Source organism: Methylocella silvestris (genome assembly GCF_002891535.1).
GTDB lineage: Bacteria > Pseudomonadota > Alphaproteobacteria > Rhizobiales > Beijerinckiaceae > Methylocapsa > Methylocapsa silvestris_A.
In genome coordinates this window covers 24,586-47,015 of record NZ_PDZR01000027.1, presented here as the reverse complement: position 1 = coordinate 47,015, position 22,430 = coordinate 24,586, and the positions used below count along the sequence as shown (strand labels likewise).

The window sequence follows — 22,430 nt, the reverse complement described above, 5'->3', positions numbered from 1 at the left end:
GCCGCGAACCCCGACGTCCCGGTCCGGCCGGCTGAAGCAAGGCTGTAGGCGGAGGATGCGCCACCGGCCACTGCCGCTCCGCCGCGCGCGGCGGCGGCGGTGCCGGAAGCCGCAGCCATCGCCCCCCTTCCGGCCAGGCCGAGCGCGCCGGCGCCGGCCATCGCCGTGCCAGCGACGGCGAGGCCAGTCCCAACAGCGGCGCCCGCGCCGAGCTGGGGGGCGCCGGAGACCAGGCCCGTTGCAATGCCAGGGCCGAAGATTCCGAGGCCTAGCATGGCTAGCGCGGCCAGCACGACGGACAGTGCCTGCTCGACGGTCGGCTGGCCGCCGGCGTAGGTCTGCGTGAACTGCGAGAAGAGGCCGGTGCCAATGCCCACGATCACCGCAAGCACCATCACCTTGACGCCCGACGCCACGATGTTGCCGAGCACCTTCTCAGCCAGGAACGCGGTCTTATTGAACAGCGCGAAAGGAATGAGGATGAAACCGGCGAGCGTCGTTAGCTTGAACTCGATCAGCGTGACGAAGAGCTGCACGGCCAGGATGAAGAAGGCGATCAGCACCAGCAGCCAGGACACCATCAGCACAGCGATCTGCACGAAGTTCGCAAAGAACGAGGTGAAACCCATCATCTGGCTTGCCGCATCGAGCAGCGGTTGACCCGCATCGAGGCCGACCTGGGCGAGCCGGCCCGGCCGGAGGAAGTCGGCCGTACCAATCGACGATCCACCGGCCTTCAAACCGAGACCCGCGAAGCTGTTGAAGACGATGGCGGAGAGGTTGTTGAAGTTGGTGATGATGAAGGCGAAGAAGCCGATATAGAGGGTCTTCTTCACCAGGCGCTGGAGGATGTCCTCATCGGCGCCCCAGGCCCAGAAGAGGCCCGCGAGCGTGATGTCGATGACGATCAGCGTCGACGACAGATAGGTGACTTCGCCCTTGATCAGGCCGAAGCCGGAATCGATGTAGGTCGTGAAGGTATTGAGGAAGGTGTCGATGACGCCGACATTGTTCATCGCGCGTCTCCTGGTGTGGGGTTGGCCGGCGCGGCCGACGGGGGCAACGACCGCACCGGCCTGCCGAAGAAGCGACGGCGGTTCTCCTCCCAGACCGCTTGGCAGCGTGGGTCTTCGGCATCCTGGGGGCCGAGCGCGCTGCACCGGCGCAGCTCGGCCGAAAGATCATCAGGCGTGGAGGTAGACTGAACGTCGGGCGCAGCGGGCGTGGCAGGACGCCGATTGATCGCGAAGAGCGTGGCGATGAAGACGCCGATCAGCACGACGATCGCCAGCGCGCGGAAGATGTCGGGCCGCCCCACGATCCGCGCCTCAGTTGCCGCTGAACATGGTGACGTTGCCGGGCTGGTAGCCGCTGCGCGTCGAGAAGATCTTGTATTGCTGCTGGCCCTCGGACTCCGACGCGGCCGTGCGCGCCTGTTCGAGCGCATCGGCCCGACCCTTGGCGGAGAGCACCGCGACGAGGTCGGAGAGCTGTTGGGATTGCAGGGCAAGGAGCTGGTTGCCGGCCTGTGCGGCTTGCAGCGCACCCGATGCTGACTGGCTGGCCGAGACCAGCGAGGACATGGCGGTCGAGTTGGTGGAGATGTTGCCGACGACGCCGGCCTGCACCTTCAGGCTATCCTCGAACGCGCCGACGGAGTTCTGCCAGCGGGTTTGGGCGGCGGCGAACAGCGTTGCGTTGGACCCTGTCGTCGGCGCTGCGCCGTAGGTGGACGAATAGGTGGTTTGAATCTGCTGGACGTTGAAGGAAATGTTCTGGGCTTGGGTGAGAAGGGATTGGGTCCGCGCGATGGTCGACTGAAGCTGAGCCAGCGTCGACATCGGCAGGCTGGCGAGGTTCTTCGCCTGGTTGATCAGGCTCTGGGCCTGGTTGGTCAGCATCTGGATTTGATTATTGATCTGCTGCAGCTCACGTGCGGCCGTGAGGACGTTCTGCGAGAAGTTGGTCGGGTCGTAGACGATCCACTGCGCCGAAGCCGGCGGCGCCATCAGCGGCGACATCGACAGGGGAAGCGTGAGAGCGGCGGCGAGCAGACCCGCGCGCAGCGTTTTGCGGGCAATCATGATTGCACCTCCAGATTGGTCAGGTCGGGGATGAGATCGGTGGCCCACAGGAGTTCGCGGTCCGCCAGCCAGGTGGGTGTGAAGGCGTCGCGGCCATGCTCGGTGAGCACGCGCTCGATCGCGGCGTGATCGGCCTTGGAGGACGCGGCACAGAAGGCGAGCGCGACAGGGCCGAGCCCCAGCTCGAACAGGCGATTGCCGCGCCGCGACTGGCAGTAGTAATCGCGCTTGGGGGTCGCCCGCGCGATGATCTCGATCTGCCGGTCGTTCAAGCCGAAGCGGCGATAGATGGCGGTGATCTGCGGTTCGATCGCGCGCTCGTTCGGCAGGAAAACGCGCGTCGGGCAGCTCTCGACGATCGCCGGCGCGATGCTGCTGCCATCGATGTCGGAGAGCGATTGTGTGGCGAAGACAACGGAGGCGTTCTTTTTTCTCAGCGTCTTCAGCCACTCGCGGAGCTGTTGGGCGAAGGCGGGATCGTCGAGGACGAGCCATCCCTCGTCGATGATGAGCAGCGTCGGGCGGCCGTCGAGCCGGCCTTCGATGCGGTGGAACAGGTAGGTGAGCACGGCGGGCGCCGCACCGGCCCCGATCAGCCCCTCGGTCTCGAAGGCCTGGACGGAGGCCGAGCCGAGATGCTCGGCCTCGGCGTCGAGCAGCCGGCCGAAGGGACCGCCGACGCAATAGGGTTGCAGCGCCTGCTTGAGGGCAGTCGATTGCAGCAGGACCGCGAGCCCGGTGATCGTCCGTTCCTGCACGGGCGACGAGGCAAGCGAATTCAGCGCCGACCAGATATGGTCCTTGGCTGTCGGATCGATCGGCACGCCTTCCTTGGCGAGGATCGCCGCGACCCATTCGGCCGCCCAGGCGCGCTCAGCCGTATCATCGATGCGCGCCAGCGGTTGCAGCGAGACGGAATCCTCGGCGCCAGCCGACAGGCTGCCGCCGAGATCGTGCCAGTCGCCGCCCATGGCGAGCGCCGCGGTCCTGATCGAACCGCCGAAATCAAAGGCGAAGATCTGGTTGTTGCGGTAGCGCCGGAACTGCATCGCCATCAGGGACAGCAGCACCGACTTGCCGGCGCCAGTCGGGCCGACGATCAGCGTGTGGCCGACATCGCCGACATGGAGCGAGAAGCGGAACGGCGTCGAGCCTTCGGTCTTGCCGAAGAAGAGCGGCGGCGCCTGGAAATGCTCGTCCCGCGCCGGGCCGGCCCAGACCGCCGAGAGCGGAATCATGTGAGCCAGGTTCAAGGTGCTGATGGGCGGCTGGCGGACATTGGCGTAGGCGTGCCCCGGCAGCGAGCCGAGCCAGGCCTCGATCGCATTCACGCCTTCGGACATGCAGGAGAAGTCGCGGCCCTGGATCACCTTCTCGACTAGCCGCGCCTTCTCGGCCGCGACGCCGGCGTCCTCGTCCCAGACCGTGATGGTGGCGGTGACATAGGCCTGGCCGACATCGTCGGTACCCAGTTCCTGCAGCGCCATATCGGCATCGATCGCCTTGTTGGCGGCGTCGGAATCCACGAGGGTCGAGGCCTCGTTGGTCATCACCTCCTTGACGATCGCGGCGATGCTCTTGCGCTTGGCGAACCACTGGCGCCGGATCTTGGTCAGCAGCTTTACCGCTTCGGTCTTGTCGAGCAGGATCGCGCGCGTCGACCAGCGGTACGGGAAGGCCAGCCGGTTCAGCTCGTCGAGAATGCCGGGATGCGTCGCGGTCGGGAAACCGACCACGGTCAGCATGCGCAGATGCGCACGCCCCAACCTCGGCTCGAGGCCGCCGGTCAGGGGCTCGTCGGCAAGCAGCGCATCGAGGTGCATCGGCGTCTCGGGGACGCGGACACGCTGCTGCCGGGTCGAGATCGTGGAATGCAGGTAGGTCAGCGTCTCGCGATCGTCGAGCCAGCCGATTTCGGGCATGAAGCCCTCGACCAGTTGCAGCACCCGGTCGGTGCGATCGGTGAAGCTGCGCAGCAACTCCCATGGATCGACGCCGGTCTGCGCGCGCCCCTCGTAGAGCCAGCCTTCGACACGCGACGCGTCCTCGGCTGGCGGTAGCCAGACGAAGGTCAGGAAATAGCGGCTCTCGAAATGCGTGCCGGCCTCCTCGAACGCATCCTGGCGTTCGAGATCGACCAGCGCTGACGCTGCGTCCGGGAACATGCTGTGCGGGTAGGTCTGGGCCGCAGCGCGCTGCGCCTCGACGAAGACCGCCCAGCCGGAGCCGAGGCGCCGAAGCGCGTTGTTCAGGCGCGCCGTCACGCCGACCAGTTCGGCCGGCGTGGCGCTGTCGAGGTCCGGTCCGCGAAACCGCGCGGTGCGCTGGAGCGAGCCGTCCTTGTTGAGGACGACGCCTTTCTCGACCAGGGCGGCCCAGGGAAGGAAATCGGCGAGGCCGGCGGGATGGCTGCGATATTCGGCGAGGTTCAGCATCGGAGCCTCACACGCCGAAATAGGGCGGATAGCGCAGATGCCGCCGCACCACGTCGACGAACTGCGGATCGCGCTTGGCGGCCCAGACGGCGGCGGTGTGCCCCACCGCCCACATCAGCGCGCCGGGAATCCAGAGGCGAAGGCCAAGAGCGATGGCGGCCGCCAACGTGCCGTTGGCAATCGCCACGGTACGCGGCGCGCCGCCCATGAGGATCGGGTCGGTCAGCGCCCGATGCACGGGCGCGAAGAAGCCGGGGACGTTCGGATCGCCGATCGTCGCCATCAGATCAGCGCCCCGCCGGAGAAGGAGAAGAACGACAGGAAGAAGCTCGACGCAGCGAAGGCGATCGACAGGCCGAAGACGATCTGGATCAGCCGGCGGAAGCCTCCGCTGGTGTCGCCGAAAGCCAGCGTCAGGCCGGTCACGGTGATGATGATGACCGAGATGATCTTGGCGACCGGCCCCTGCACCGATTCCAGGATCGAGTTAAGCGGGGTCTCCCAGGGCATCGACGAGCCCGAGGCATAGGCCGCCGGCGCGAAGGTCAGCGAGATGGCGGTGATCAAGACGAGGTCGGCGAGGCGCCGATGGGCACGGCGGACGGCGGCAACGGAACGGATCATGACGGCTCTCCAGGAAGCATGGGTTCGCCGCCCGCCCCGGCGGACAGGACGCGGTAATCGCCGGTGGCGGGATCGAGACCGGCGACGATGGCGAGTTCGGAGAGGCGGCGTTCGCTGCCGCGGCCGCGCAGCACGGCGACGAGATCGATGGTCTCGGCGAGCAGCGCCTTGGGGACGGTGACGACCGCTTCCTGAATGAGCTGTTCCAGGCGGCGGAGCGCGCCGAGCGCAGTGCCGGCATGGATCGTGCCGATGCCGCCTGGGTGTCCCGTGCCCCAGGCTTTCAGAAGGTCGAGCGCCTCGGCCCCACGCACCTCGCCGATTGGGATGCGATCGGGCCGCAGCCGCAGCGAGGAGCGCACGAGGTCGGAGAGCGACGCCACCCCGTCCTTGGTGCGCATGGCGACCAGGTTCGGCGCCCGGCATTGCAGCTCGCGCGTATCCTCGATCAGCACGACGCGATCGGTGGTGCCGGCGATCTCGGCGAGCAGCGCGTTGGTCAGCGTCGTCTTGCCGGTGCCGGTGCCGCCGGCGACGAGGATGTTCTTGCGGGCGGCGACGGCCTCGCGCAGCAAGACCGCTTGGCCGACCGTCATGGTGCCGGCGGCGACGTAGTCGTCGAGGGTGAACACCGCGACGGCGGGCTTGCGGATGGCGAAGGCGGGGGCGGTAACGACGGGTGGCAGAAGCCCCTCGAACCGCTCTCCCGTCTCAGGTAGCTCGGCCGAGACGCGCGGGCGTCCGGCATGCACCTCGGCGCCGACATGGTGGGCGACGAGACGAACGATCCGCTCGCCATCGGCGGCGGACATCGTCCGTCCAGTATCCTCCAGGCCTCCCGACAACCGGTCGATCCACAGCCGACCGTCGGGGTTGAGCATCACCTCGACGATCGAGGGATCTTCGAGGAAGGTTGCGATCGCCGGGCCGAGGGCGGTGCGCAACATGCGCGTGCCTCGGGAGAAAGCCTCGGAATGGAGTGGAGTGACCGCCACGATCGTCCCCGTCATAGGCCAATCGCGACATGCGATTGGCGACGGGGATGATTAGAAAAAGCAGAGAATGAGGTAGATCAACAAGGTTTTGATCGTCGTAGGAGCCCAGCGTAAAGCAGAGAAAAAATACTTGCTGGGTGCGGATTCGCATCCGGCCCGCTAGACACGCTTCGAATTATTTGTCGTACCGGATCATCCCTGCTGATGCATTGTCAGACCGCTTTCGATCTTCCGGTGTGAAAAGCTAATCACTAAAATCTGCTGCTGGTACCTCGAAATGCCTCTCAAGGACTTCGTTCATGGCGACTTCGAAGGTTTCTTGGGAAGCAAGCAGTGACGCCGTCTTATGCGCCCCTGATGTGTCTCCCATGGCGAATTGCAGAGCTGACGCGCGAAATAGGTACCGCGCTTCTTTCCCGGCCCCGATGTGGCCAGTGAACCGGCTCTTTTTGCCAGCGATGCCAAAATACAGTCCTGATGCTGCACCTCGTAGCATCGTCGTACTTAACCTTCCTTTGGGAAGACCCACGTCCGGCGTGATAAGGCTATTGAGGGTCGTGTTTCGCGTGCCGATCAGATATCCGACAAACAGGGCTGCTGACTTGACCCAGGTGAATTCTTTTTCATGACATGAATTTCCTTTTAGGCGGCAGATGTTCGAGTGGTGCTGAACGAAGGTTATTTTTTGACAAAAGCTTATCGCGAGGTTGTCCTCGATCATGAATTCCGATGTGAGGGCGGAATTTCGGAACCAATCGCTCCCTCTCCTTTTCAAGGGGCCGTCGTCCACGTCAGGATCATACAGGACAGCTTGAGGTATTGATGGCCTACCTCGGTCTGTGATCAGAAATCGAAACGCCGTCGGGCGATAATCGATTGCCTCAATCCAGTAAATTTCTTTCCCAGAAATGAGACGATCCCACGAAAACGCAAACTCTACGGTTCCGTATATTGAGCCGTTGCTCCAGGTGTTGCCAGAAACCCAGCTCACATGGACGCGAGTCTTATTCAGTCGGCTTTCGTCGTAGATCGGTCGCGCGGTAACCTGACCATCATCAGCAATCTTTCGGGCGTCGGGGATGTGGGCGACATGGGTCACTTCCGTCACGCTGGCGCTATTCCGACCTAAGATTGTGAAATCATATGCGCTCCACTCGGCCATCCGATTCGCTCCCGGTTCTTCAGCATCGCCTGCCATCTCGCTGACGAAGCCGGCAATCAATCAACTGGTCAGTGTGTAGATGAATTCTCGGGCTTTCGTCTCGCATGGACCTTGGTGGTCTGCGTCGGCGCTGATGGCTGGGCAGCGAGGTTGATGGTGACGGCATCGACTGTATGCCTCGTTTCCGCGCCACCTCTCGGTTTAGGAAGATCTAGGGTCGGAAAACGTCTGGATTCCATCCTAAACGGATAAGGCGAGGAAATCGATAAATGCGGCGCTTCATTGCGTGTCGTCGCTATTCGAGAACGACTCCTGAATATCGTCCGGGATTTCCTGCCGCAGCTTCGGTCCTTGGTTGAGTCGACGACCCAGCGCGGCGACGAAGTTATCGTAGCGCGCGCCGGCCTGTGCCCGCGCCGCCTGGGCGGCAGGTTCAGGCAATGGTGGCGTTGTGGTCAGCCAGAACCGGACGAACAGCGCCAGGGTCTCGACACAGATGCCGACATCGCGCTCGAGCCGTGCCAGGCGCCGGTCCTGTTGATCGAGGCGTTTGGCAATGGCGGCCTCGCGCCGCTCGTCAGCGTCGGGGGAGAGGAATGAAGCGATGGCGGCCTCGGCGATCAGCGACATCGGCTGCTCGCGCCGCGCGGCGTAGGCCGACAGGGTCTTCATCACTTCCGGATCGAGGTAGACCGAGAGCTGGGTCTTCTTCATCGGCGCGGCCATGCTTGCCTCACATGCCGAGATCGTCGCTGCGATCGAGCGGCGCCAGCCGGGCGGCGCCCTGCATGAGATCGTTCATCCGTCGGACGCGCGGAGCGTCCTCCTCCAGCTCGTCGGCAGTATCCGGCGAGAACTCGTTGTCGAGTCGCTCCTTCTTCTCGACGGATTTCGTCGGGTCCAGCTCGGGCTGCCGCCGCCGATCCGCCGTCGTCGGATCGTCATCCTCCGCCTGCTCGCCCTGGGGGGGGCTCTGCGATTTCCGGGCGCGGCGGCAACGGCCGCGAACTCCAATCGTCGAGCCGCGCCTCCTTCAGCCTCGCGAGCATGGGCGGTGGCAGAATGCGTTCCTGAAAACGCCCGTCCTCATAGTAGCGGGCCTTCCTCGCCCGGATCGGGTGGAGGCCCGACACCATGACGATCTCATCGCCGGGCGGGAGCTGCATCACCTCGCCGGGCGTGAGCAGCGGCCGCGCGGTTTCCGAGCGGGAGACCATGAGATGGCCGAGCCAAGGCGACAGTCGGCTGCCGGCATAGTTCTTCATCGCCTTCATTTCGGTCGCGGTGCCGAGCGCATCGGACACGCGCTTGGCGGTACGCTCATCGTTGGTCGCGAAGCTCACCCGCACATGGCAGTTGTCGAGGATCGAATTGTTCGGCCCATAGGCCTTCTCGATTTGGTTCAAGCTCTGCGCAATGAGGAAGCCCTTGATGCCGTAGCCCGCCATGAAGGCGAGCGCCGACTCGAAGAAGTCGAGCCGGCCCAGCGCCGGGAACTCATCGAGCATCAGGAGGAGCCCCCGTCGCCCGGCCTTGGCCTGCAGATCCTCGGTGAGCCGCCGGCCGATCTGGTTGAGGATCAGCCGGATCAGCGGCTTGGTGCGGCTGATGTCGGATGGTGGCACCACAAGGTAGAGCGTGGTCGGGCGATCTCCGCCGACGATGTCGGCGATGCGCCAATCGCAGCGCCGCGTCACCTCCGCAACCACGGGATCTCGGTACAATCCCAGGAACGACATCGCGGTGCTCAGGACCCCCGAGCGCTCGTTGCCGGATTTGTTCAGCAGCTCGCGTGCAGCCGACGCGACGACGGGATGGACGCCCGCCTCGCCGAGATGGGGAGTCTTCATCATGGCGGCGAGCGTCGACTCGATCGGCCGCTTCGGGTCGGAGAGGAAGGCCGCGACGCCGGCGAGCGTCTTGTCCGCCTCGGCATAAAGGACGTGCAGGATCGCGCCGACGAGGAGCGCGTGGCTGGTCTTCTCCCAGTGATTTCGCTTCTCCAGGCTCCCCTCCGGATCGACCAGGATGTCCGCGATGTTCTGCACGTCGCGCACCTCCCATTCGCCGCGGCGGACCTCCAGCAAGGGATTGTAGGCGGACGACTTCACGTTGGTCGGATCGAACAGCAGGACACGGCCGTGCTGCGCACGGAAGCCCGCGGTGAGCTGCCAGTTCTCGCCCTTGATGTCGTGGACGATGGCGGAGCCGGGCCAGGTCAGCAGCGAGGGGATGACCAGGCCGACGCCCTTGCCGGAACGGGTCGGCGCGAAGCACAGCACATGCTCCGGCCCGTCATGGCGGAGATAGGCGCGCTCGTGCCGGCCGAGCACCACGCCGTCGGGTCCGAGCAATCCGGCTTGCTCGATCTCCTTCGTTTGCGCCCACCGGGCCGAACCGTAGGTCTCAGCATTCTTCGCCTCGCGGGCGCGCCAAACCGACATGCCGATCGCGACGGCGGCCGCGATGATGCCGCCAGATGCGGCGATATAGGCGCCCTCGATGAAGGTCGACGGCGCATAGGCGTCGTAGGCGAACCACCACCACAGGAAGGCTGGCGGATGATAGAATGGAAAATGTAGCACCTCGAACCATGGGCGGCCGAGCTGCGGCTGGAAACCGAGACGCCAAGCTGTCCATTCCGTTGCGGTCCACATCGTCAGCAAGACGATGGCGAAGACGGTGAGGACCTGGCCCCAGAGGATCTTGGTCGCGGACATGGCGGCGGTCCTTTCGTGAAGTCGCTGGTTGGATAGGCTAGTCACAGGCCGAGCCCCCGTTTCCGGCCGAAATCCCAGTCGACGCCGCCGTCGCCGCGGGCGACCCCGGAGACATGGCGGCCGAGCTGCCTTTCGAGGGACGGCGACCAGGGCACGAGCTGGAAGCCGAGCCCGTCATCGATCATGGCGAAGCGCCCTGAGGCGAGCGCGACGCGCTGCCGATAGGCGCCGGCGACATACTCGCCGGTGGGAGATGAATTGAACGGCCGGCCGGTCTCGGCAGCGAGCTTGTCTCCAAGCGCCTGAACCTCGCGCTTGCGCAGCGTATCGATCAGGTTGCGGCTGAAGGTGATGCCGCTGGCCTGCCGCTCGGCGAGGCCTTGGCCGATGAGCTGCTCGGCACGACGCTCCATCGCGTCGCGCACCTCAGCGCCGAATCCGGCCTGGCCGAGGGCCGCCGGCTCCCGCGCGATTGCTTGTCGGTCGAGCCAGGTGGCGCCCGTCGCCGTGATCTGCCGTTCGATCGAGAGGTCCGAGCGGACAGCAAGGGCTACCCGCCGCCGCCCTTGCGCGTCATCGAACTTGCGCAACTCGACGATCGAGCCGGGCGGGCTATCGCCGGCGGCGTCGAGATCGGGCAGCTTGACATGGTGGGTGCGGCCATCGACGCCGTCGACCACGGCATAGGCCGAGCCCTTCAGCTCGTCGTCGAGGCCGCGATCGACTAGGCGGCCAATGACCGGGACGTCGAGGCTTTCACCGGCCAGCACATAGCTCGCCGTGCCACGCTCGATGCCGCGTTCGGTCAGACTACGGTGGATGCGCTTGATGATGTCGCCGCGCTCGCCGAGGTCGCGCAACGTCGCCTCGGCATTTTCCGATAGCGCCCACTGACCCGGACCGACCTGATCGGCGAGGCCGAGCGACTCCAATTTCCGCAGCCGGCCAACCTTTAGCGCATGGAATTCATCGGGCTGGCGATCGGCATGCGGCGCCATGTCGATGACGCCGGAACGATAAGCGTCGCGGGAAAGCTGCCGATCGAGATTGGTCCAGCGCTCGCTATCGATCTGCCGTTCGAGGGTGCGGCGAATCTCCTGATCGGTGCGCGGCCCCAGCTCCTGGGTGATCAGGTCCTGGGCGCGGTTGCGCATGCCCTGCTTGATGTAGTCCCGGTCGATGACTAGGTCCTGGCCGTCATCGGTGCGACCGCGGATGATGATGTGGACGTGCGGATGCTCGGTGTTCCAGTGGTCGACGGCAACCCAATCGAGCTTCGTGCCGAGGTCCTTTTCGACCTGGGCCATGAGGTCGCTGGTGAAGCCCTTGAGGTCCGCCATCTCCACCGCGTCGTCGGGTGAGACGATGAATCGGAAATGGTGCCGATCATCCTCGCAACGCTCGGCGAAATCCTTCGGGTCGGCATCCTCGGCGCCTGGACCGAAGAGTTTCGCCTTTTCCCCGTCGCGAGTGACGCCTTCGCGGCGCAGATAGCCAAGATGGGCGGCGAGCTTGCCGCGCTGCGTCGCATGGCGCAGGAAGCGCCCCTTGACCACGGCGCCACGCGAGCGGCTGGTGAGGAGCCGGTTGGCCTGAACGGCGGCGACCCGGCCTCGGCCAAAGCGGGAGCCGCGACGGCCTGTGATCGAGCCATCTCGGCCGATCCGCCCGCCCGCCTTCTGGGTGGCGGCGAGGGCTTGGGCGATGAACGGCTTTGTCCGTTGAGCGCGGGATGATCGGATGCGGCCCGGACGGACCTGGAAATCGTCTTCACGCGCCATCGCCGGCCTCGGCAATGTGCGGAAAGGACAGTCTCAGCAATGAGTTGGTATCGGCGCGCACATTGCGCGGATCGGGCGCACGTTGCCCGAACAGTGAAAAAACCTTGGAAAAACAAACCCCCGACCGAGCCGCACATTGCCGGCTTTTATCCTGCCCTCGTTCGGTTGGTGCCTGCTCGTCTCCCCTGCCCGCTGTCCCTCCTTCGCCAATCCACGCCAATATACGCCAGAGCACGAATTCTCGCTGACCGGAGGCCAAAGCCAGCGGCCCGACGGATACATGCACGATCGCAGCAACGTCGATGCAGACGGGAGCGCATCTATCGCCCGCTTGATTGCGCGAACGATGGCCGGTCATTGCGTACGCCCCGTCGTTGAGAGAGCGACGAACAGGCCCTCCGACTGCGGCGCGATGGCCGAGACATCGCGCACCGGAACGGCAGCCGGAGCGCCAGGTGACGGACGATCGGGCGACGCTCGATCTGCGTTCTTCGCGCCCTCAACGCGCACGATGAAGAGCGGCGCCTGTGTCCAGGACGACGGATCGGATGCCGCCAAGAGGACAGGCCCAGCGATCTCGCCGCCCTCGACAAAAGGGACGAGGGCCGTGACATAGGCCAGCGTCTCGGGCGGCAGCGGCCTGTGTCGGTCGCGATAATCCTCGTAGCGGCCGGGACCCGCATTGTACGCCGCGAGGAAGCCCGGCGAACCGTAGCGGTCGTGCATCTCGCGCAGGAAGGCCGCGCCAGCCAGAATGTTGTCGTGTGGATCGAAGGGATCACGGCCGAGGCCATACCGCGCGCGCAATCCCGCCCAGGTCTCCGGCATGAGTTGCATGAGCCCCATCGCACCTTTGGACGAGATCGCGCGCCTGTCACCGCGGCTTTCGATGCGCATGACGGCGCGTACCCAGGCGGCTGGAATGCCGAAGCGCTGCGAGGCTTCCGCCACATGCGCGGCATAGGGATCACTTGCCGCATGCCGTTCCACCGGCGCTGCCTGTGCAGAAGCGGACAGCATGGGCGCGCCGATCACGACCAGGCTGACAAGGAGATAGAGCGCGAAACGGGAGCATGCCCTGTCTCCGCCACGACGCCAGCGGGCCATCGTGCTCGCCTCCGTCAAGGGCAAGGCGCAAGCGCCGGCCGATGGCCGCCCTTGACCTCGTCTGCGCGCGACGGCCGACGGATCGTCGAGCGGGACGAAGGGATGAGACGGTCTTTCCGCGAACAAAGGGATGGGGCTTCGGCGGACCATCCCGCACGCGATGAGGACCACGTATCGCATGCCGTCAGTCCCGCTCGCCGCGCTTGGGCGGACGGTTCCAGTTCAGAATCCAGACCGACTTGTCATCGGTCGACTGGAACAGGTTGGCGCGGACCGGCTGCGTCAGGGCTGGATCGTCAAGCACCAGCGAGACGTAGTCGCCGGCCTTCTCGCCGGTACGTTTCCAACCGGCGCCGACCTCCGGCCCGTCACCGTCACCGAGATGAATGCGATAGTCCGGCGCGTTCTCGGTATCGCTGTGCTCGGCGGGCACGAGCACCAGCTCGGCGTCGAGCGAGAGCGTGTGGATGCGGCCGGAATAGCCGGACTTGCTGCGGGTGAGCTGACCGATCTGTGCCATGATTTGCCTCCTTGGCGGTGGGTTGAATGACGGGTTCAGTCGGTGGCGGCGCGCCAGACGAAGCGGCCGTCGCCGTCCTCGTCGGTCCAGAGCGGGACCGCGCGAGCGACGATCGAGGTGGTGGGAAGCGGGCCGAAGTAGCGGCCATCCAGGCTGTCCGGGACGGTCGGGTTCATGAGGAAGACTTCGCCCGTGTGGATGGTCCGGCAGCCGTCCCACTTCGGCAGCGGGCGGCCCAGATGATCGCGGTTGCGCGCATCGCCAGCGGCGATGCCGTCAACGGTTATGGCGTCGCCGGTGCGGCAGACCGTCTGTCCGGGCAAGGCCATGACGTGCTTCAGCAGCGACACGCCCATGGGCAGGAAGCCGCCATCGGCGAGGAAGCTCGCGATCGGTTCGGGCGGCCGGACCGCGACCAGCTCCATCGTATGGAGGCGGCCGACCGGACGCAGCGCATAGAGCCCGGTCGGCGTGCTCGCGGTGGCGTTCCAGATCAGCCGGGGCGCGGGATGGAAGAACGCCAGGCCGCCGATCGCGAGCATGGCGAAGTACGTCGTCATGACGTAGCCGAAGCGGGTCATAGCGTGACGCTCCGGCGCTTGAGCCAGGCGTCATGCTGCTCGCGGCTATAGGCGCGCGGCTCGTGGCCGGCGGCGAGACGGTTGTGGAGGTGACGCCAATATTCTGGAGCCGCGTCAGCCGGATCGACATCGAGCGCCTCAACCGCGTCGATGAATTGCAGAACCCGCTCGACCTTGGGCCAGCCGGCGACGCGCAGCAGGATTTCGCCGCCCGGCCGCACAAAGGGCAGCGTCTGATAGCGCTCGCCAGGTGCGACGGTGCGCACGATGTCCATGCGCGAAATCACCGTGCCGAAGTCGTTCGACGCCCATCGCACGAAGGCGAAGATGCTGCCGGGCCTGAAGCTGGAAATGCTGCGGCGGCGATCGAGAATCTTCTCCTCGGCGCGGCGGCCGAAGCGAAGCCAGAACTCGATCTTCTTCTCGATCCACGTCAGCTCGACATGGGTCAGAGGCACGGCGCACCGATGCGAGGGCGGCACGACGCGCAACACGGCGGGCGTTTCGTTATCGTTCATGACGACTCTCCGGGATCGGCAGGAAATTCGCGGGCGAGGAGGTCGCGCAGCATGTCGGCGACCGTGGCGCCGCGCTGGAAGGCGACGATCTTGATCCGGCCGCGCAGCGCCGGCGTGATGTCGATCGTCAGACGCGCGGTGAAGCCAGCGATCTCGGTTGCACGGGGTGATGGCGCATCCGGCGTCTTGATCCAGCTTTCGGCATCGGTTGGTCGGGACGCGAAGCCGCGCTTCTTGGAGCGATCGTTCACAACGCGATCCTCCCGATCTCAGCGGCGAGTGCCGTGACCTCGCGCGCGGCATGGCCCTGTTCGGCTATCTCGGAGACGAGCCGACCGGTCTGCGCGGCATCGGCGAAAGCGACACGCTGGCCGATTGTGGCGGCGAGCATGGGAGGATCATGATCGGCCAGCGTCTCGGCCGTCTCGCGGGCGATGACGGTGCGTGCGCCGCAGCGGTTCAACACGAACCGCGCGGCAAGCTGTGGCCGATAGATGTGCGCCTCGCCGAGTAACGAGAGTATCTCAGCCGAGGCCCACCCATCGAACGGCGACGGCTGCACCGGGATCAGCACCAGGTCGGCGGCGAGCAGCGCCGAGCGCATAAGACCGGCGACGCGCGGCGGTCCGTCAATGACGACATGATCGGCGCCGCGCGCCAGCTCCGGCGCTTCCCGATGCAACGTGTCGCGTGCCAGGCCGACGACACTGAACAGCCGGGAGACGTTCTCCCGCGCCCGCTGCTGCGACCAATCCAATGCCGAACCTTGTGGATCGGCGTCGATCAGCGTGACGCGCTTGCCCTGCCGAGCCCATTCACCAGCGAGATGCAGGGCCAATGTCGTCTTGCCAACGCCGCCCTTCTGGTTGAGCAGGGCGACGATCATCGGCCGCCCCTGTCGGTTTTGCACCGATCTGCAGGGCACCCAACTACAGAAGAGTTAGTTTCTTCTATGTTAGAGTCTAAGTTAAGGCTCGGAATCGCCGTTTCAGGCCAAAGCGTTAACTGCCCTCGGCGCTCCCGAAATCCCGATAGAGCCACTCCCGAAGTCCCGATAGCGGTCACGCCCGAAGTCCCGAGCGTTTCCACAGCGCCATCCACAGGCCCTGTGGATAACCGGGCGGGCAGGATGCGCAGTAACTCGCGCCGGCCGTCCCGCTCGATCCGAAGTCGGTAGCCGGGCAGCGGCTGGCGCAGAACGATGCGGCGGATGTCGAACGCGAAATCCGCGACCTTCGCCAGGCTGCCGGACTTCTCGTGGAGATGGGCGATCTCGAATAGCCAACCCTTCGGCTGGCGGCCGGCGTGCTTGCGGGCGACGCGATACAGCCAGCGCTCGATGCCGCCGGTCAGCCGGAAGTAAGCGGGATCGATAGCGAGAACGAGCGAGCGGTCGATGACGCCGCGGTAGAACCAATCGGGCAGCACGAACTCCATGCCCTCGACGCGGCCGTCGCGCGTCGTGCATTCCTCCCACTCGTTGATCCAGGAGAACTGGTGGCGCCGCCAATGCTCGTTCTGCCGAATGGTGGTGCGGATGACGGTCGATTGCAGGCGGGCGAGCGCTCCCTTCAGCAGCTTGTAGTCGCGCGCGCCGGTCTGCCGCCCGATCGCCATCAGGAGCTGGTAGGGCGTGAATCGCAGGAAGCGGGAGGTCTTGAAGCCGAGGTTCTCGGCCTCGACGATCTGGCTGGCCGCCCAGATCAGCACATCGGCGTCCCAAATGGTCGCCATGCCATGCTCGGGCACGGCATAGACCTCGACGCGCGTGCCGCCGGCCTCATAGAGGATTGGCGTGGTGCGCTTGGCCTTGCCCAATGAGAAGAACGGGCGCTCCATCAAGTCGCGCTGATCGCGCGGCGAAGCGTCGCCGGTCGCCACGACGAAGGGGTCGAGTTTACTTCGCTCGCTGGGCGTGATGAGGCGGCGCGACATCGGTGCCCGTCCTCAGCGGCGATATTGGCCGGCGGACACCGGCGACGATGGTTTGGGATGATGGCTGGCGGCCTGGCTATTCGGATCGACCCGCCCGGCGGCGCGCGCCTCGTCGTAGCGCGGGTCGGAGGTCGAACGGCACGCCGCCTGGTCGGCCCAGGCTTCGAGGTCGTCGATGGCGTAGACCACGCGCCCGCCGAGTTTGCGAAAAGTCGGGCCGCTGCCGTGACAACGGTATTTTTCCAGCGTGCGCGCCGAAAGACCGAGGAGGCGCGCCGCCTCGTGGGTCCTGACGTAGCGGGCCGAGATCTCCGCGAGCCTGTCGGGCATTGGTAGCCTCCGTGTCTGTCGAGGACGCCGCAGCCAAAGCGCGGCGTGTCGGGATCACGGTGGCGAAGAAGACGGGCGCAGGAGGAGGACGAAGATTTTCGCGGAGTGATGTCCCCCCTGGTGCGCGGCCAGGACGATACGAGGCGGCTCCGGCACATGCCGGCGCGGCCCGGCGTAGAAGAATGGTGTAGAGGGGAGAATGCGAACCCGGTGTCAGCCGCCGCGCAGCAGGCGCAGATAGCCGCCGTTCACGAGCGCGGCGGAATCGCGGATCAAGCGGTTCGCCTTTCGGCGGGCCGCCGAGCTTTTCCATTCGATCGAGGGAAGGGCCGCCTCGACGGTTGCGCCGAGCACCTCCGTGGCGACGTCCCGTGGTTTGCCTCCCTCCGCCCGTAGGTCGAAGGCATGCAGAAGTTGGATCAGCCGGGCTTTCTGCATCAGGGTAAGGTGAAGGGCGCGCGGCATGAGGCTGATCCGCCGGCCCCGAAGCCGCCGAACGAGCCGCAGGGCGATGTCAAGGCGCAGATCGAACATGCTGTCGACCGGAAGGATCACAGCCGGGCGGCTCGCAGCATCGGCGTCCTGTAGCCAGATGTGCAGCTCGCCGGAGAGGGTGCCGATAGTCACCTTGCGGCCATCAGCGTCGATATGGTCGGCGAGAACTGGCCCCAGAACGGCGGGGTCGAAGACGGCGACGGTATCGAACCCGGGCGGGGCCGGCGTGAGGATCAGTGTGCCGGGCGAGACTTCTGGCCGCCAGAGCGCCGGCTCCCGCCCGGCGAGCGCGTCAGGGTCGTGGACGAAACCGCAACCCCCAGCGGCGCGCCAACTCGGACCGGGCGCTGCCCGGGTCGGCCTGGCCGTGCGCGATCTGACGAAGGGTGCGCTTGTAGTCGTGACGATAGCCGGCGTTGCGACGCAGGAATTCGAGCGCGAAGCCAGGGCGTTCGAGGCGGTTCAGTTGTTCGAACGCATCCGATGACCGCCAGAAGGATATGGGCATGGGTGCCTCCCTTGACTGGCCCCTCTTTCCGGGAGGGGAAACACCCACGATCTCGAAACTGGGAGCTGAAACTAGACCCGAACGTTGCATCGCGTGCGACCGCCAGTTGCGCAACGCACTTAAAGTTGCCGACAGCAACTCGGGTTGTCGGCGGCTATTGCATTCGCGGTTCGAGAAGATGCCTGTAACCGCACTCCGTCATCCAGCGGGCGCGCGCCAAGTGGCTGTCGTGGACACTTTTGGCCCGATCCGGTTCGCTTGCCGGGTCGAGGCCGAAGATGATCAGAACCGCTTCGCGCCAGTCCGCGCCTTCCTCGTCGGCGTCAAGGAGCCGGAGATAGGTCACGAAATGCCGCTCGTCGTAAGCGTTCACGCGCTCTGTCTGGGGTGGGTGGTCGTCGAAGGGTAGCGTCGCCATGTCGGGCCTCCCCCAAGGTCCAATCAGCAAAACTTTACCACAAAATAATCACAACACTACGCGAGTGATGTGCCGATTCGAGGCACTATACTGATGCGCGTGAGGCATCGCGTGCATCAGTAATGCCGACAAGAGCGGCGTTCGACTCGGTCGAGATTAGCACGCCCCCTGACGAATCGGAACTATCGTTCCTGGAACGATAGTTCCTAATTCGGCTCCCTTGTCGCCATGGATCTCAAGGAGGTCATGGCGATCAATCTGCGTCGGTTACGTCATGCGAAACAGATGACGCAGGAAGAGTTGGCGGAGAGTGCTGGATTGAGCGCCCGGTATGTCGGCGCGATCGAACGTGCCGACGTGTCCGCCAGCGTGACCGTGCTGGGACGGATCGCGGAGGCGCTCCAGGTTGAAGCGGCTGAGCTGATCCAGCGGTCGGCGCCGAAGGCATCGGCCGAGTCGTCATAAGTCCAAAGCGTGAGCGACGTGCATTCGCGAGCCGGGCGCAGCCCGGCGAGCGGCGGCCGTGGCATGGACGCGGCCGTACCCGCCGATCCGGGTTTGCGGATCGGCGGAAAATTGGCGATGCGGGGAAGCTGAAAGGCGTAAAGCCGTGCAAGCCGGTTTACGGCTGCACGGCTCTGCTGAATTTAGGCGGCGCGATCCAACAGCTTCTTCGCCTTGCCTTCAAGGTCTAGGCGGGTGTCCTGATTGGTCTTGCTGCGAGCGAGCGCGGTGATGCCCTGCACGAAATCGAAGATGCTTTCCGGCTTGCGGCCTTCCTCGTCCAGCACGGTTTCAATGATCTTCGTGGTCTCCGGCTTGGAGAAACCCCGCTTGCGCAGGAAGCTCTCGCGGTCCTCGTCGGTGCGGGCGACAACACGCTCGCGCGCCGCCTTGATACCGGCGACGAACGGCGCGGGGGAGGAGTTGGCGAAGCTGGTCAGCGCGGGCGCGACCTCATGAGCGAAACGCTGCGCGGCGAACTTGCTATGCCGGATGCTGATTTCCTCGAAACCCTCGACGCCCCACAGGTTGCGGTTCTGGCAAACCGCGCGAAGATAGAAAGAGGCGATGCCCAAGGTCTTCGATCCGACTTCGCTATTCCACGCATAGAAGCCCCGGAAATAGAGGTCCGGCTCTCCATTCGGCAGGCGGCCCGCCTCGATAGGATGGGTGTCGTCGACCAGAAACAGGAACACGTCGCGGTCGCTGGCGTAGAGCGTCGTCGTGTCCTTCGTCACGTCCACGAACGGATTGTGCATCATGGTCGCCCAGTCCAGCACACCCGGCACCTTCCAACGGGTATCGCCCGTGCCGTTGCCCGCGATCTTCATCACGGCGGCGACAAGCTCGTGATCCCAGATGCGGCCATAGTCCGGGCCGGTCACGGCGCGTAGCTCTATCCGCCCATCGTGTGCCTCAAGCGTCTTCACCAATTCGGCGCGATGCGACAGCAAACCATGCTGCAGGTTGATCCCGGCCAGCGGGGCGGGAAGCTGGCGCATGTAGGACGCGGGCGCGCTCACAAGGCTGCACAACTGCCCGAAGCTCCAATGCGTCGGGGAAATGGGTTCGTCCCGGCCCGGCACGATCAATGACAGGCGTTCCGCGTCATCCCGGCTCGCCTCCACGCGCACGGCGCGGCTCTCCACGGTTCTGGCATGGGCGCGTTCGGCGCGGCGCCGCACGGTGTCGTAAAGCTCGGTGAGGTTCAAATAGCGTTCGTCATCGGGCCGGGAAAACCATTCCGAGGAAACGCGGCCGATCCGCTCACCGCGCGACACGTCCACGCGAAAGCCGGAGGAAACAGGCTGCTGGTTCAGGGTCAGGGTGTTCATGGTCTTTGCTCCTAGTGGGCTTGGGTTGAAGCGCAGCGCTGCGCTGCAACCCTGCCCGTCGGCGAGACCGGGGTAGCAAGGTGCAAGGGCGGCCGGGACGGAGGGGGATCGCCCGGCCTGCACAAGGCGAAGCCGCGGAAGGCTGGGGAGACCGTCCCGGCCGAGCGTCAGCGATCCCTTGCGCCGCGCGGGGGCGGAGCCCTTAGGAAATCCTGGCCGGCGTGAGCGCTAGCGGGAGCCGGGATCAAGGGCCGATCAGGATGTGCAAAGCCGGAACAGCGCAAAACCTGACATCCTGATTTCCGTATTCCCTGAAAGGCGGTGCGGTTTTGAACATGACGAAGCCCCGCTCGGGTGAGCGGGGCTCCTTGAGGTGTTCGGCCTCAGTCGCCGTTGCGGCGGGACCAGATGAGATTGTGGCCTTCGCCGTCCTCGGCCTCGACCAGGCTGGCGTAGATCGGCGCCGGGAAGCTCGGATCGTCCAGCTTGACGGAGATGTAATCCCGGCCGGCGTTAGAGGTCTTCTTCCAGGCAGCGCCGAACTCGGTGGCGCCGGCGAAGATGCGGTAGTCGGGGCCGCGCTCGTTTTCGCCCTCGGCGGGGGCGAACTTGGCCTTGACGTTGAGGGTCAGGGTCTTGACCGAGCCGGTGAAGCCATTGTCGGTCTTGGTGAAGCTGCCGATGGTTGCCATTGTCGTGTTCCTTTTCCATTCGGACCGCGCCCATCGCGGCCTCGATGGGGGTCGGCCGACCGGGGACGATCGGCCCGCACCCGGCAGGGCTGGAACGTCAGTGAAAGGCGGCCGGCGACGGCTTTTTTGCTTCGCGATGCAAAGCCGCAGGCAGCGGAAAAAAGTTGGCGACGGCAGTTGCGGGAAGACGATTGAGGCGCAGCCGGTCTTCGGTCAGACCCAATCCATTCGAGGCCGCAGATGGGGCGGCGCGCATGGAATCTCCGGAACACGACAAGCAACAACATCGGTTGCCGCCAAGACCGGCAAGCGGAACCGAGCTGGTTTGAGACCCTGGCCTTCAACGGCAAGAGCTGCCCCTGCATGCTTGGGCGAATGAGAGCGAGGTCGTGGCACGATGCTTTCGCGGCTCCATCGAATGCGGTGATGCGGCAGAAGATGTCCTCGAACTGCGGCACGATCTCGTCCCGTCTTGCTGCCGGTCCGATGCGTCGCGCTCTACACCAGCCTGGTCGAGGCCAAGGATGGCGTGCCCCCGATCTCATGAGTCCTGTCGCAACGGCGACTGAGGCCCAACACCCAACGGCTCGATCGTCCGAGCGGGGCTTCGTCTTGCGAGAGGACCCGGCCGCTACCCTTGCGTTAGCGATCGAAGCCGAATGGCGGAAACACGCCTATGTGGTTCCGGCGCAGCCGAGAGCGCGGCCCAAAGGGCAACGCCCAACCGCGACCTGCCCTATGTCAGGGTCGGCTCAGCCTCTGGTTCGCAAGCGGATCGCCGGCAGCCATCAATCGCAAGAGCGCCGAGACGCCCACGAACACACCGCCCGTGATGCAGAAGAGTTGCTGCCAGATGGCCGAGGGGACGTATTCGTGGGCGACGCCCCACACCAGTTCATAGCCCGCGACGGCGGCGGGTGCGGCGAAGATCAGCGCGATGGCGATGCGCAGGATCGGCGGGCGCAAGGCTGCGAACAGGAACACCAGCACCCCGAACACGACGAGTCCGGCAACGAAGCCGACAAGGCCCGCGCCGATCAGCTCGGAGCCGGTGTGATAGGCGAACCGGGCGGCCGCAAGTCCGGCCATGAAAGGTACGGCATAGGTGGCGAGATTGAAGGCGAGCACGCAAAGCATGCCGATCAGCACCACGCACGCGATGATGGCAATGATCATAGTCTGCCTCCTTCATTCCCGCCGACCGCCTTTCGCCGGGTCGGATTTGCTTGGGATCGAACGACCAGATTCTCCCCCCGACAGATGCCTCTGTCGACTGGAAAGGTGACGTTGGCGTGTGACGTCGCCCCTGGATCGGAGCGCGACCGCAACGGAAACGCCTCAACGGCGGCGCTTTGCCGGGCGAGTTTCCAGGCCAATGCGTCGATTTCGGCGCGGCGCTTGAAGCGCAGGATGGCGAGATTCTCGCGATAGAGGCGCTCATCCGGCGGTGTCCAGGTGCTCTTGCCCCTGCCGAACTGGCGGACCTTGGTGCGGAAGGTGATCACCATCCGCTCGGCGCGGGCCGCGATCTGATGTTCGACGATGGCGAGATGGCGAGCGGTCTCGGCGCACGCTCTCTCCATGCGCGCCAGCGCAGCGCGCATTTCCGTACGATTCGGCATGGTGATGTCCTGCTGTCGAGGTCATCTGGCTGCTGGGAAGGGAAGCCGGGACCGCCTGCGCGGCC

Annotated in this window: 27 protein-coding genes and 1 pseudogene; 1 reads left to right on the top strand and 27 read right to left on the bottom strand. The window is 65.4% G+C overall.

The features are described 5' to 3' along the window. The 23 genes and pseudogenes from trbL to CR492_RS17610 form a co-directional block, all read right to left on the bottom strand. Nucleotides 1-1,016, bottom strand: a 1,016-nt coding sequence (gene trbL, locus CR492_RS17715; protein WP_102845062.1) for a P-type conjugative transfer protein TrbL, incomplete at its 3' end; no start/stop codon positions are given. Continuing rightward, nucleotides 1,013-1,318 (bottom strand): putative entry exclusion protein TrbK-alt, encoded by a 306-nt coding sequence (gene trbK-alt, locus CR492_RS17710; protein WP_180982601.1) that lies wholly within the window; start codon nucleotides 1,316-1,318, stop codon nucleotides 1,013-1,015. The genes trbK-alt and trbL, both read right to left, overlap by 4 nt. A 10-nt stretch (nucleotides 1,319-1,328) precedes the next feature. Then, a complete protein-coding gene (trbJ, locus tag CR492_RS17705; RefSeq protein WP_102845061.1) occupies nucleotides 1,329-2,084 on the bottom strand; it encodes a P-type conjugative transfer protein TrbJ in 756 nt (251 codons plus the stop codon). Continuing rightward, on the bottom strand, nucleotides 2,081-4,519 hold the full coding sequence (trbE, locus tag CR492_RS17700) for a conjugal transfer protein TrbE (protein WP_102845060.1): 2,439 nt from the start codon (nucleotides 4,517-4,519) through the stop codon (nucleotides 2,081-2,083). Before trbE ends, trbJ begins: the two co-directional genes overlap by 4 nt. A 7-nt stretch (nucleotides 4,520-4,526) precedes the next feature. After that, a complete protein-coding gene (locus CR492_RS17695; protein ID WP_180982600.1) occupies nucleotides 4,527-4,802 on the bottom strand; it encodes a VirB3 family type IV secretion system protein in 276 nt (91 codons plus the stop codon). Continuing rightward, entirely contained in the window at nucleotides 4,802-5,143 is a 342-nt protein-coding gene (locus CR492_RS17690) for a TrbC/VirB2 family protein (RefSeq protein WP_102845058.1), read from the bottom strand. The genes CR492_RS17695 and CR492_RS17690 overlap by 1 nt, the downstream gene beginning before the upstream one ends. Then, nucleotides 5,140-6,138 (bottom strand): P-type conjugative transfer ATPase TrbB, encoded by a 999-nt coding sequence (gene trbB, locus CR492_RS17685; protein WP_210200265.1) that lies wholly within the window; start codon nucleotides 6,136-6,138, stop codon nucleotides 5,140-5,142. Before trbB ends, CR492_RS17690 begins: the two co-directional genes overlap by 4 nt. A 244-nt stretch (nucleotides 6,139-6,382) precedes the next feature. Further along, nucleotides 6,383-7,360 (bottom strand): hypothetical protein, encoded by a 978-nt coding sequence (locus CR492_RS17680; protein WP_102845056.1) that lies wholly within the window; start codon nucleotides 7,358-7,360, stop codon nucleotides 6,383-6,385. A gap of 219 nt (nucleotides 7,361-7,579) precedes the next feature. After that, on the bottom strand, nucleotides 7,580-8,026 hold the full coding sequence (locus CR492_RS17675; protein ID WP_102845055.1) for a CopG family transcriptional regulator: 447 nt from the start codon (nucleotides 8,024-8,026) through the stop codon (nucleotides 7,580-7,582). A 7-nt stretch (nucleotides 8,027-8,033) separates the two neighbouring features. Then, nucleotides 8,034-10,020, bottom strand: a pseudogene (locus CR492_RS17670) (conjugal transfer protein TraG). 41 nt (nucleotides 10,021-10,061) lie between these two features. Continuing rightward, entirely contained in the window at nucleotides 10,062-11,801 is a 1,740-nt protein-coding gene (locus CR492_RS17665; protein WP_102845054.1) for a relaxase/mobilization nuclease domain-containing protein, read from the bottom strand. Beyond that, entirely contained in the window at nucleotides 11,791-12,159 is a 369-nt protein-coding gene (locus CR492_RS20580; RefSeq protein WP_146030317.1) for a hypothetical protein, read from the bottom strand. The genes CR492_RS17665 and CR492_RS20580 overlap by 11 nt, the downstream gene beginning before the upstream one ends. Next, entirely contained in the window at nucleotides 12,156-12,908 is a 753-nt protein-coding gene (locus tag CR492_RS17660) for a lytic transglycosylase domain-containing protein (protein WP_348626731.1), read from the bottom strand. Before CR492_RS17660 ends, CR492_RS20580 begins: the two co-directional genes overlap by 4 nt. A gap of 184 nt (nucleotides 12,909-13,092) precedes the next feature. Next, nucleotides 13,093-13,428: a DUF736 domain-containing protein gene (locus tag CR492_RS17655; protein WP_102845052.1), complete on the bottom strand. Its 336-nt coding sequence runs from the start codon at nucleotides 13,426-13,428 to the stop codon at nucleotides 13,093-13,095. Between the two features lie 35 nt (nucleotides 13,429-13,463). Then, nucleotides 13,464-14,009, bottom strand: coding sequence for a S26 family signal peptidase (locus CR492_RS17650; protein WP_102845051.1), 546 nt, complete (start codon nucleotides 14,007-14,009; stop codon nucleotides 13,464-13,466). Then, nucleotides 14,006-14,527, bottom strand: a complete 522-nt coding sequence (locus CR492_RS17645; protein ID WP_102845050.1) for a DUF2840 domain-containing protein — start codon at nucleotides 14,525-14,527, stop codon at nucleotides 14,006-14,008. Before CR492_RS17645 ends, CR492_RS17650 begins: the two co-directional genes overlap by 4 nt. Continuing rightward, the gene (locus tag CR492_RS17640; RefSeq protein ID WP_102845049.1) at nucleotides 14,524-14,778 is read right to left on the bottom strand and encodes a hypothetical protein; all 255 of its coding nucleotides are present in this window, start codon (nucleotides 14,776-14,778) and stop codon (nucleotides 14,524-14,526) included. Before CR492_RS17640 ends, CR492_RS17645 begins: the two co-directional genes overlap by 4 nt. Continuing rightward, nucleotides 14,775-15,413, bottom strand: a complete 639-nt coding sequence (gene parA / locus CR492_RS17635) for a ParA family partition ATPase (RefSeq protein WP_102845048.1) — start codon at nucleotides 15,411-15,413, stop codon at nucleotides 14,775-14,777. The genes CR492_RS17640 and parA overlap by 4 nt, the downstream gene beginning before the upstream one ends. Then, nucleotides 15,410-16,462 (bottom strand): replication initiator protein A, encoded by a 1,053-nt coding sequence (locus tag CR492_RS17630; protein WP_102845047.1) that lies wholly within the window; start codon nucleotides 16,460-16,462, stop codon nucleotides 15,410-15,412. The genes parA and CR492_RS17630 overlap by 4 nt, the downstream gene beginning before the upstream one ends. Before the next feature lie 12 nt (nucleotides 16,463-16,474). Further along, nucleotides 16,475-16,792: a helix-turn-helix transcriptional regulator gene (locus CR492_RS17625; protein ID WP_102845046.1), complete on the bottom strand. Its 318-nt coding sequence runs from the start codon at nucleotides 16,790-16,792 to the stop codon at nucleotides 16,475-16,477. A gap of 213 nt (nucleotides 16,793-17,005) precedes the next feature. Then, nucleotides 17,006-17,521, bottom strand: coding sequence for a DUF2285 domain-containing protein (locus tag CR492_RS17620; RefSeq protein WP_432431221.1), 516 nt, complete (start codon nucleotides 17,519-17,521; stop codon nucleotides 17,006-17,008). Between the two features lie 58 nt (nucleotides 17,522-17,579). Next, complete coding sequence (locus CR492_RS17615; RefSeq protein WP_102845044.1) at nucleotides 17,580-17,795, bottom strand: transcriptional regulator domain-containing protein; 216 nt, start codon at nucleotides 17,793-17,795, stop codon at nucleotides 17,580-17,582. 154 nt (nucleotides 17,796-17,949) lie between these two features. Then, entirely contained in the window at nucleotides 17,950-18,213 is a 264-nt protein-coding gene (locus tag CR492_RS17610) for a DNA -binding domain-containing protein (protein ID WP_102845043.1), read from the bottom strand. A 228-nt stretch (nucleotides 18,214-18,441) separates the two neighbouring features. Between CR492_RS17610 and CR492_RS17605 the strand changes: the two genes are divergently transcribed. Next, entirely contained in the window at nucleotides 18,442-18,678 is a 237-nt protein-coding gene (locus tag CR492_RS17605; RefSeq protein WP_102845042.1) for a helix-turn-helix domain-containing protein, read from the top strand. A gap of 182 nt (nucleotides 18,679-18,860) precedes the next feature. Here CR492_RS17605 and CR492_RS17600 read toward each other — a convergent pair whose 3' ends face one another. From CR492_RS17600 to CR492_RS17585, 4 genes are all read right to left on the bottom strand, one after another. Then, complete coding sequence (locus tag CR492_RS17600) at nucleotides 18,861-20,051, bottom strand: DUF932 domain-containing protein (RefSeq protein WP_102845041.1); 1,191 nt, start codon at nucleotides 20,049-20,051, stop codon at nucleotides 18,861-18,863. Nucleotides 20,052-20,434: 383 nt separating this feature from the next. After that, nucleotides 20,435-20,743, bottom strand: a complete 309-nt coding sequence (locus CR492_RS17595) for a DUF736 domain-containing protein (RefSeq protein ID WP_102845040.1) — start codon at nucleotides 20,741-20,743, stop codon at nucleotides 20,435-20,437. Nucleotides 20,744-21,484: 741 nt separating this feature from the next. Beyond that, nucleotides 21,485-21,919 carry a hypothetical protein gene (locus CR492_RS17590; RefSeq protein WP_102845039.1) on the bottom strand — a complete coding sequence of 145 codons (435 nt, stop codon included), beginning with the start codon at nucleotides 21,917-21,919 and terminating at the stop codon, nucleotides 21,485-21,487. Further along, entirely contained in the window at nucleotides 21,916-22,365 is a 450-nt protein-coding gene (locus tag CR492_RS17585; RefSeq protein ID WP_245412152.1) for a hypothetical protein, read from the bottom strand. Before CR492_RS17585 ends, CR492_RS17590 begins: the two co-directional genes overlap by 4 nt. Nucleotides 22,366-22,430 lie beyond the last annotated feature (65 nt).

What these genes read in the sequence shown, in the direction of transcription:
- trbJ (WP_102845061.1), bottom strand. Translation starts at nt 2,084, where the DNA reads ATGATTGCCCGCAAAACGCTGCGCGCGGGTCTGCTCGCCGCCGCTCTC.
- trbE (WP_102845060.1), bottom strand. Translation starts at nt 4,519, where the DNA reads ATGCTGAACCTCGCCGAATATCGCAGCCATCCCGCCGGCCTCGCCGAT.
- CR492_RS17695 (WP_180982600.1), bottom strand. Translation starts at nt 4,802, where the DNA reads ATGGCGACGATCGGCGATCCGAACGTCCCCGGCTTCTTCGCGCCCGTG.
- CR492_RS17690 (WP_102845058.1), bottom strand. Translation starts at nt 5,143, where the DNA reads ATGATCCGTTCCGTTGCCGCCGTCCGCCGTGCCCATCGGCGCCTCGCC.
- CR492_RS17675 (WP_102845055.1), bottom strand. Translation starts at nt 8,026, where the DNA reads ATGGCCGCGCCGATGAAGAAGACCCAGCTCTCGGTCTACCTCGATCCG.
- CR492_RS17665 (WP_102845054.1), bottom strand. Translation starts at nt 11,801, where the DNA reads ATGGCGCGTGAAGACGATTTCCAGGTCCGTCCGGGCCGCATCCGATCA.
- CR492_RS20580 (WP_146030317.1), bottom strand. Translation starts at nt 12,159, where the DNA reads ATGACCGGCCATCGTTCGCGCAATCAAGCGGGCGATAGATGCGCTCCC.
- CR492_RS17660 (WP_348626731.1), bottom strand. Translation starts at nt 12,908, where the DNA reads ATGGCCCGCTGGCGTCGTGGCGGAGACAGGGCATGCTCCCGTTTCGCG.
- CR492_RS17655 (WP_102845052.1), bottom strand. Translation starts at nt 13,428, where the DNA reads ATGGCACAGATCGGTCAGCTCACCCGCAGCAAGTCCGGCTATTCCGGC.
- CR492_RS17650 (WP_102845051.1), bottom strand. Translation starts at nt 14,009, where the DNA reads ATGACCCGCTTCGGCTACGTCATGACGACGTACTTCGCCATGCTCGCG.
- CR492_RS17645 (WP_102845050.1), bottom strand. Translation starts at nt 14,527, where the DNA reads ATGAACGATAACGAAACGCCCGCCGTGTTGCGCGTCGTGCCGCCCTCG.
- parA (WP_102845048.1), bottom strand. Translation starts at nt 15,413, where the DNA reads ATGATCGTCGCCCTGCTCAACCAGAAGGGCGGCGTTGGCAAGACGACA.
- CR492_RS17630 (WP_102845047.1), bottom strand. Translation starts at nt 16,462, where the DNA reads ATGTCGCGCCGCCTCATCACGCCCAGCGAGCGAAGTAAACTCGACCCC.
- CR492_RS17625 (WP_102845046.1), bottom strand. Translation starts at nt 16,792, where the DNA reads ATGCCCGACAGGCTCGCGGAGATCTCGGCCCGCTACGTCAGGACCCAC.
- CR492_RS17615 (WP_102845044.1), bottom strand. Translation starts at nt 17,795, where the DNA reads ATGCCCATATCCTTCTGGCGGTCATCGGATGCGTTCGAACAACTGAAC.
- CR492_RS17610 (WP_102845043.1), bottom strand. Translation starts at nt 18,213, where the DNA reads ATGGCGACGCTACCCTTCGACGACCACCCACCCCAGACAGAGCGCGTG.
- CR492_RS17605 (WP_102845042.1), top strand. Translation starts at nt 18,442, where the DNA reads ATGGATCTCAAGGAGGTCATGGCGATCAATCTGCGTCGGTTACGTCAT.
- CR492_RS17600 (WP_102845041.1), bottom strand. Translation starts at nt 20,051, where the DNA reads ATGAACACCCTGACCCTGAACCAGCAGCCTGTTTCCTCCGGCTTTCGC.
- CR492_RS17595 (WP_102845040.1), bottom strand. Translation starts at nt 20,743, where the DNA reads ATGGCAACCATCGGCAGCTTCACCAAGACCGACAATGGCTTCACCGGC.
- CR492_RS17590 (WP_102845039.1), bottom strand. Translation starts at nt 21,919, where the DNA reads ATGATCATTGCCATCATCGCGTGCGTGGTGCTGATCGGCATGCTTTGC.
- CR492_RS17585 (WP_245412152.1), bottom strand. Translation starts at nt 22,365, where the DNA reads ATGCCGAATCGTACGGAAATGCGCGCTGCGCTGGCGCGCATGGAGAGA.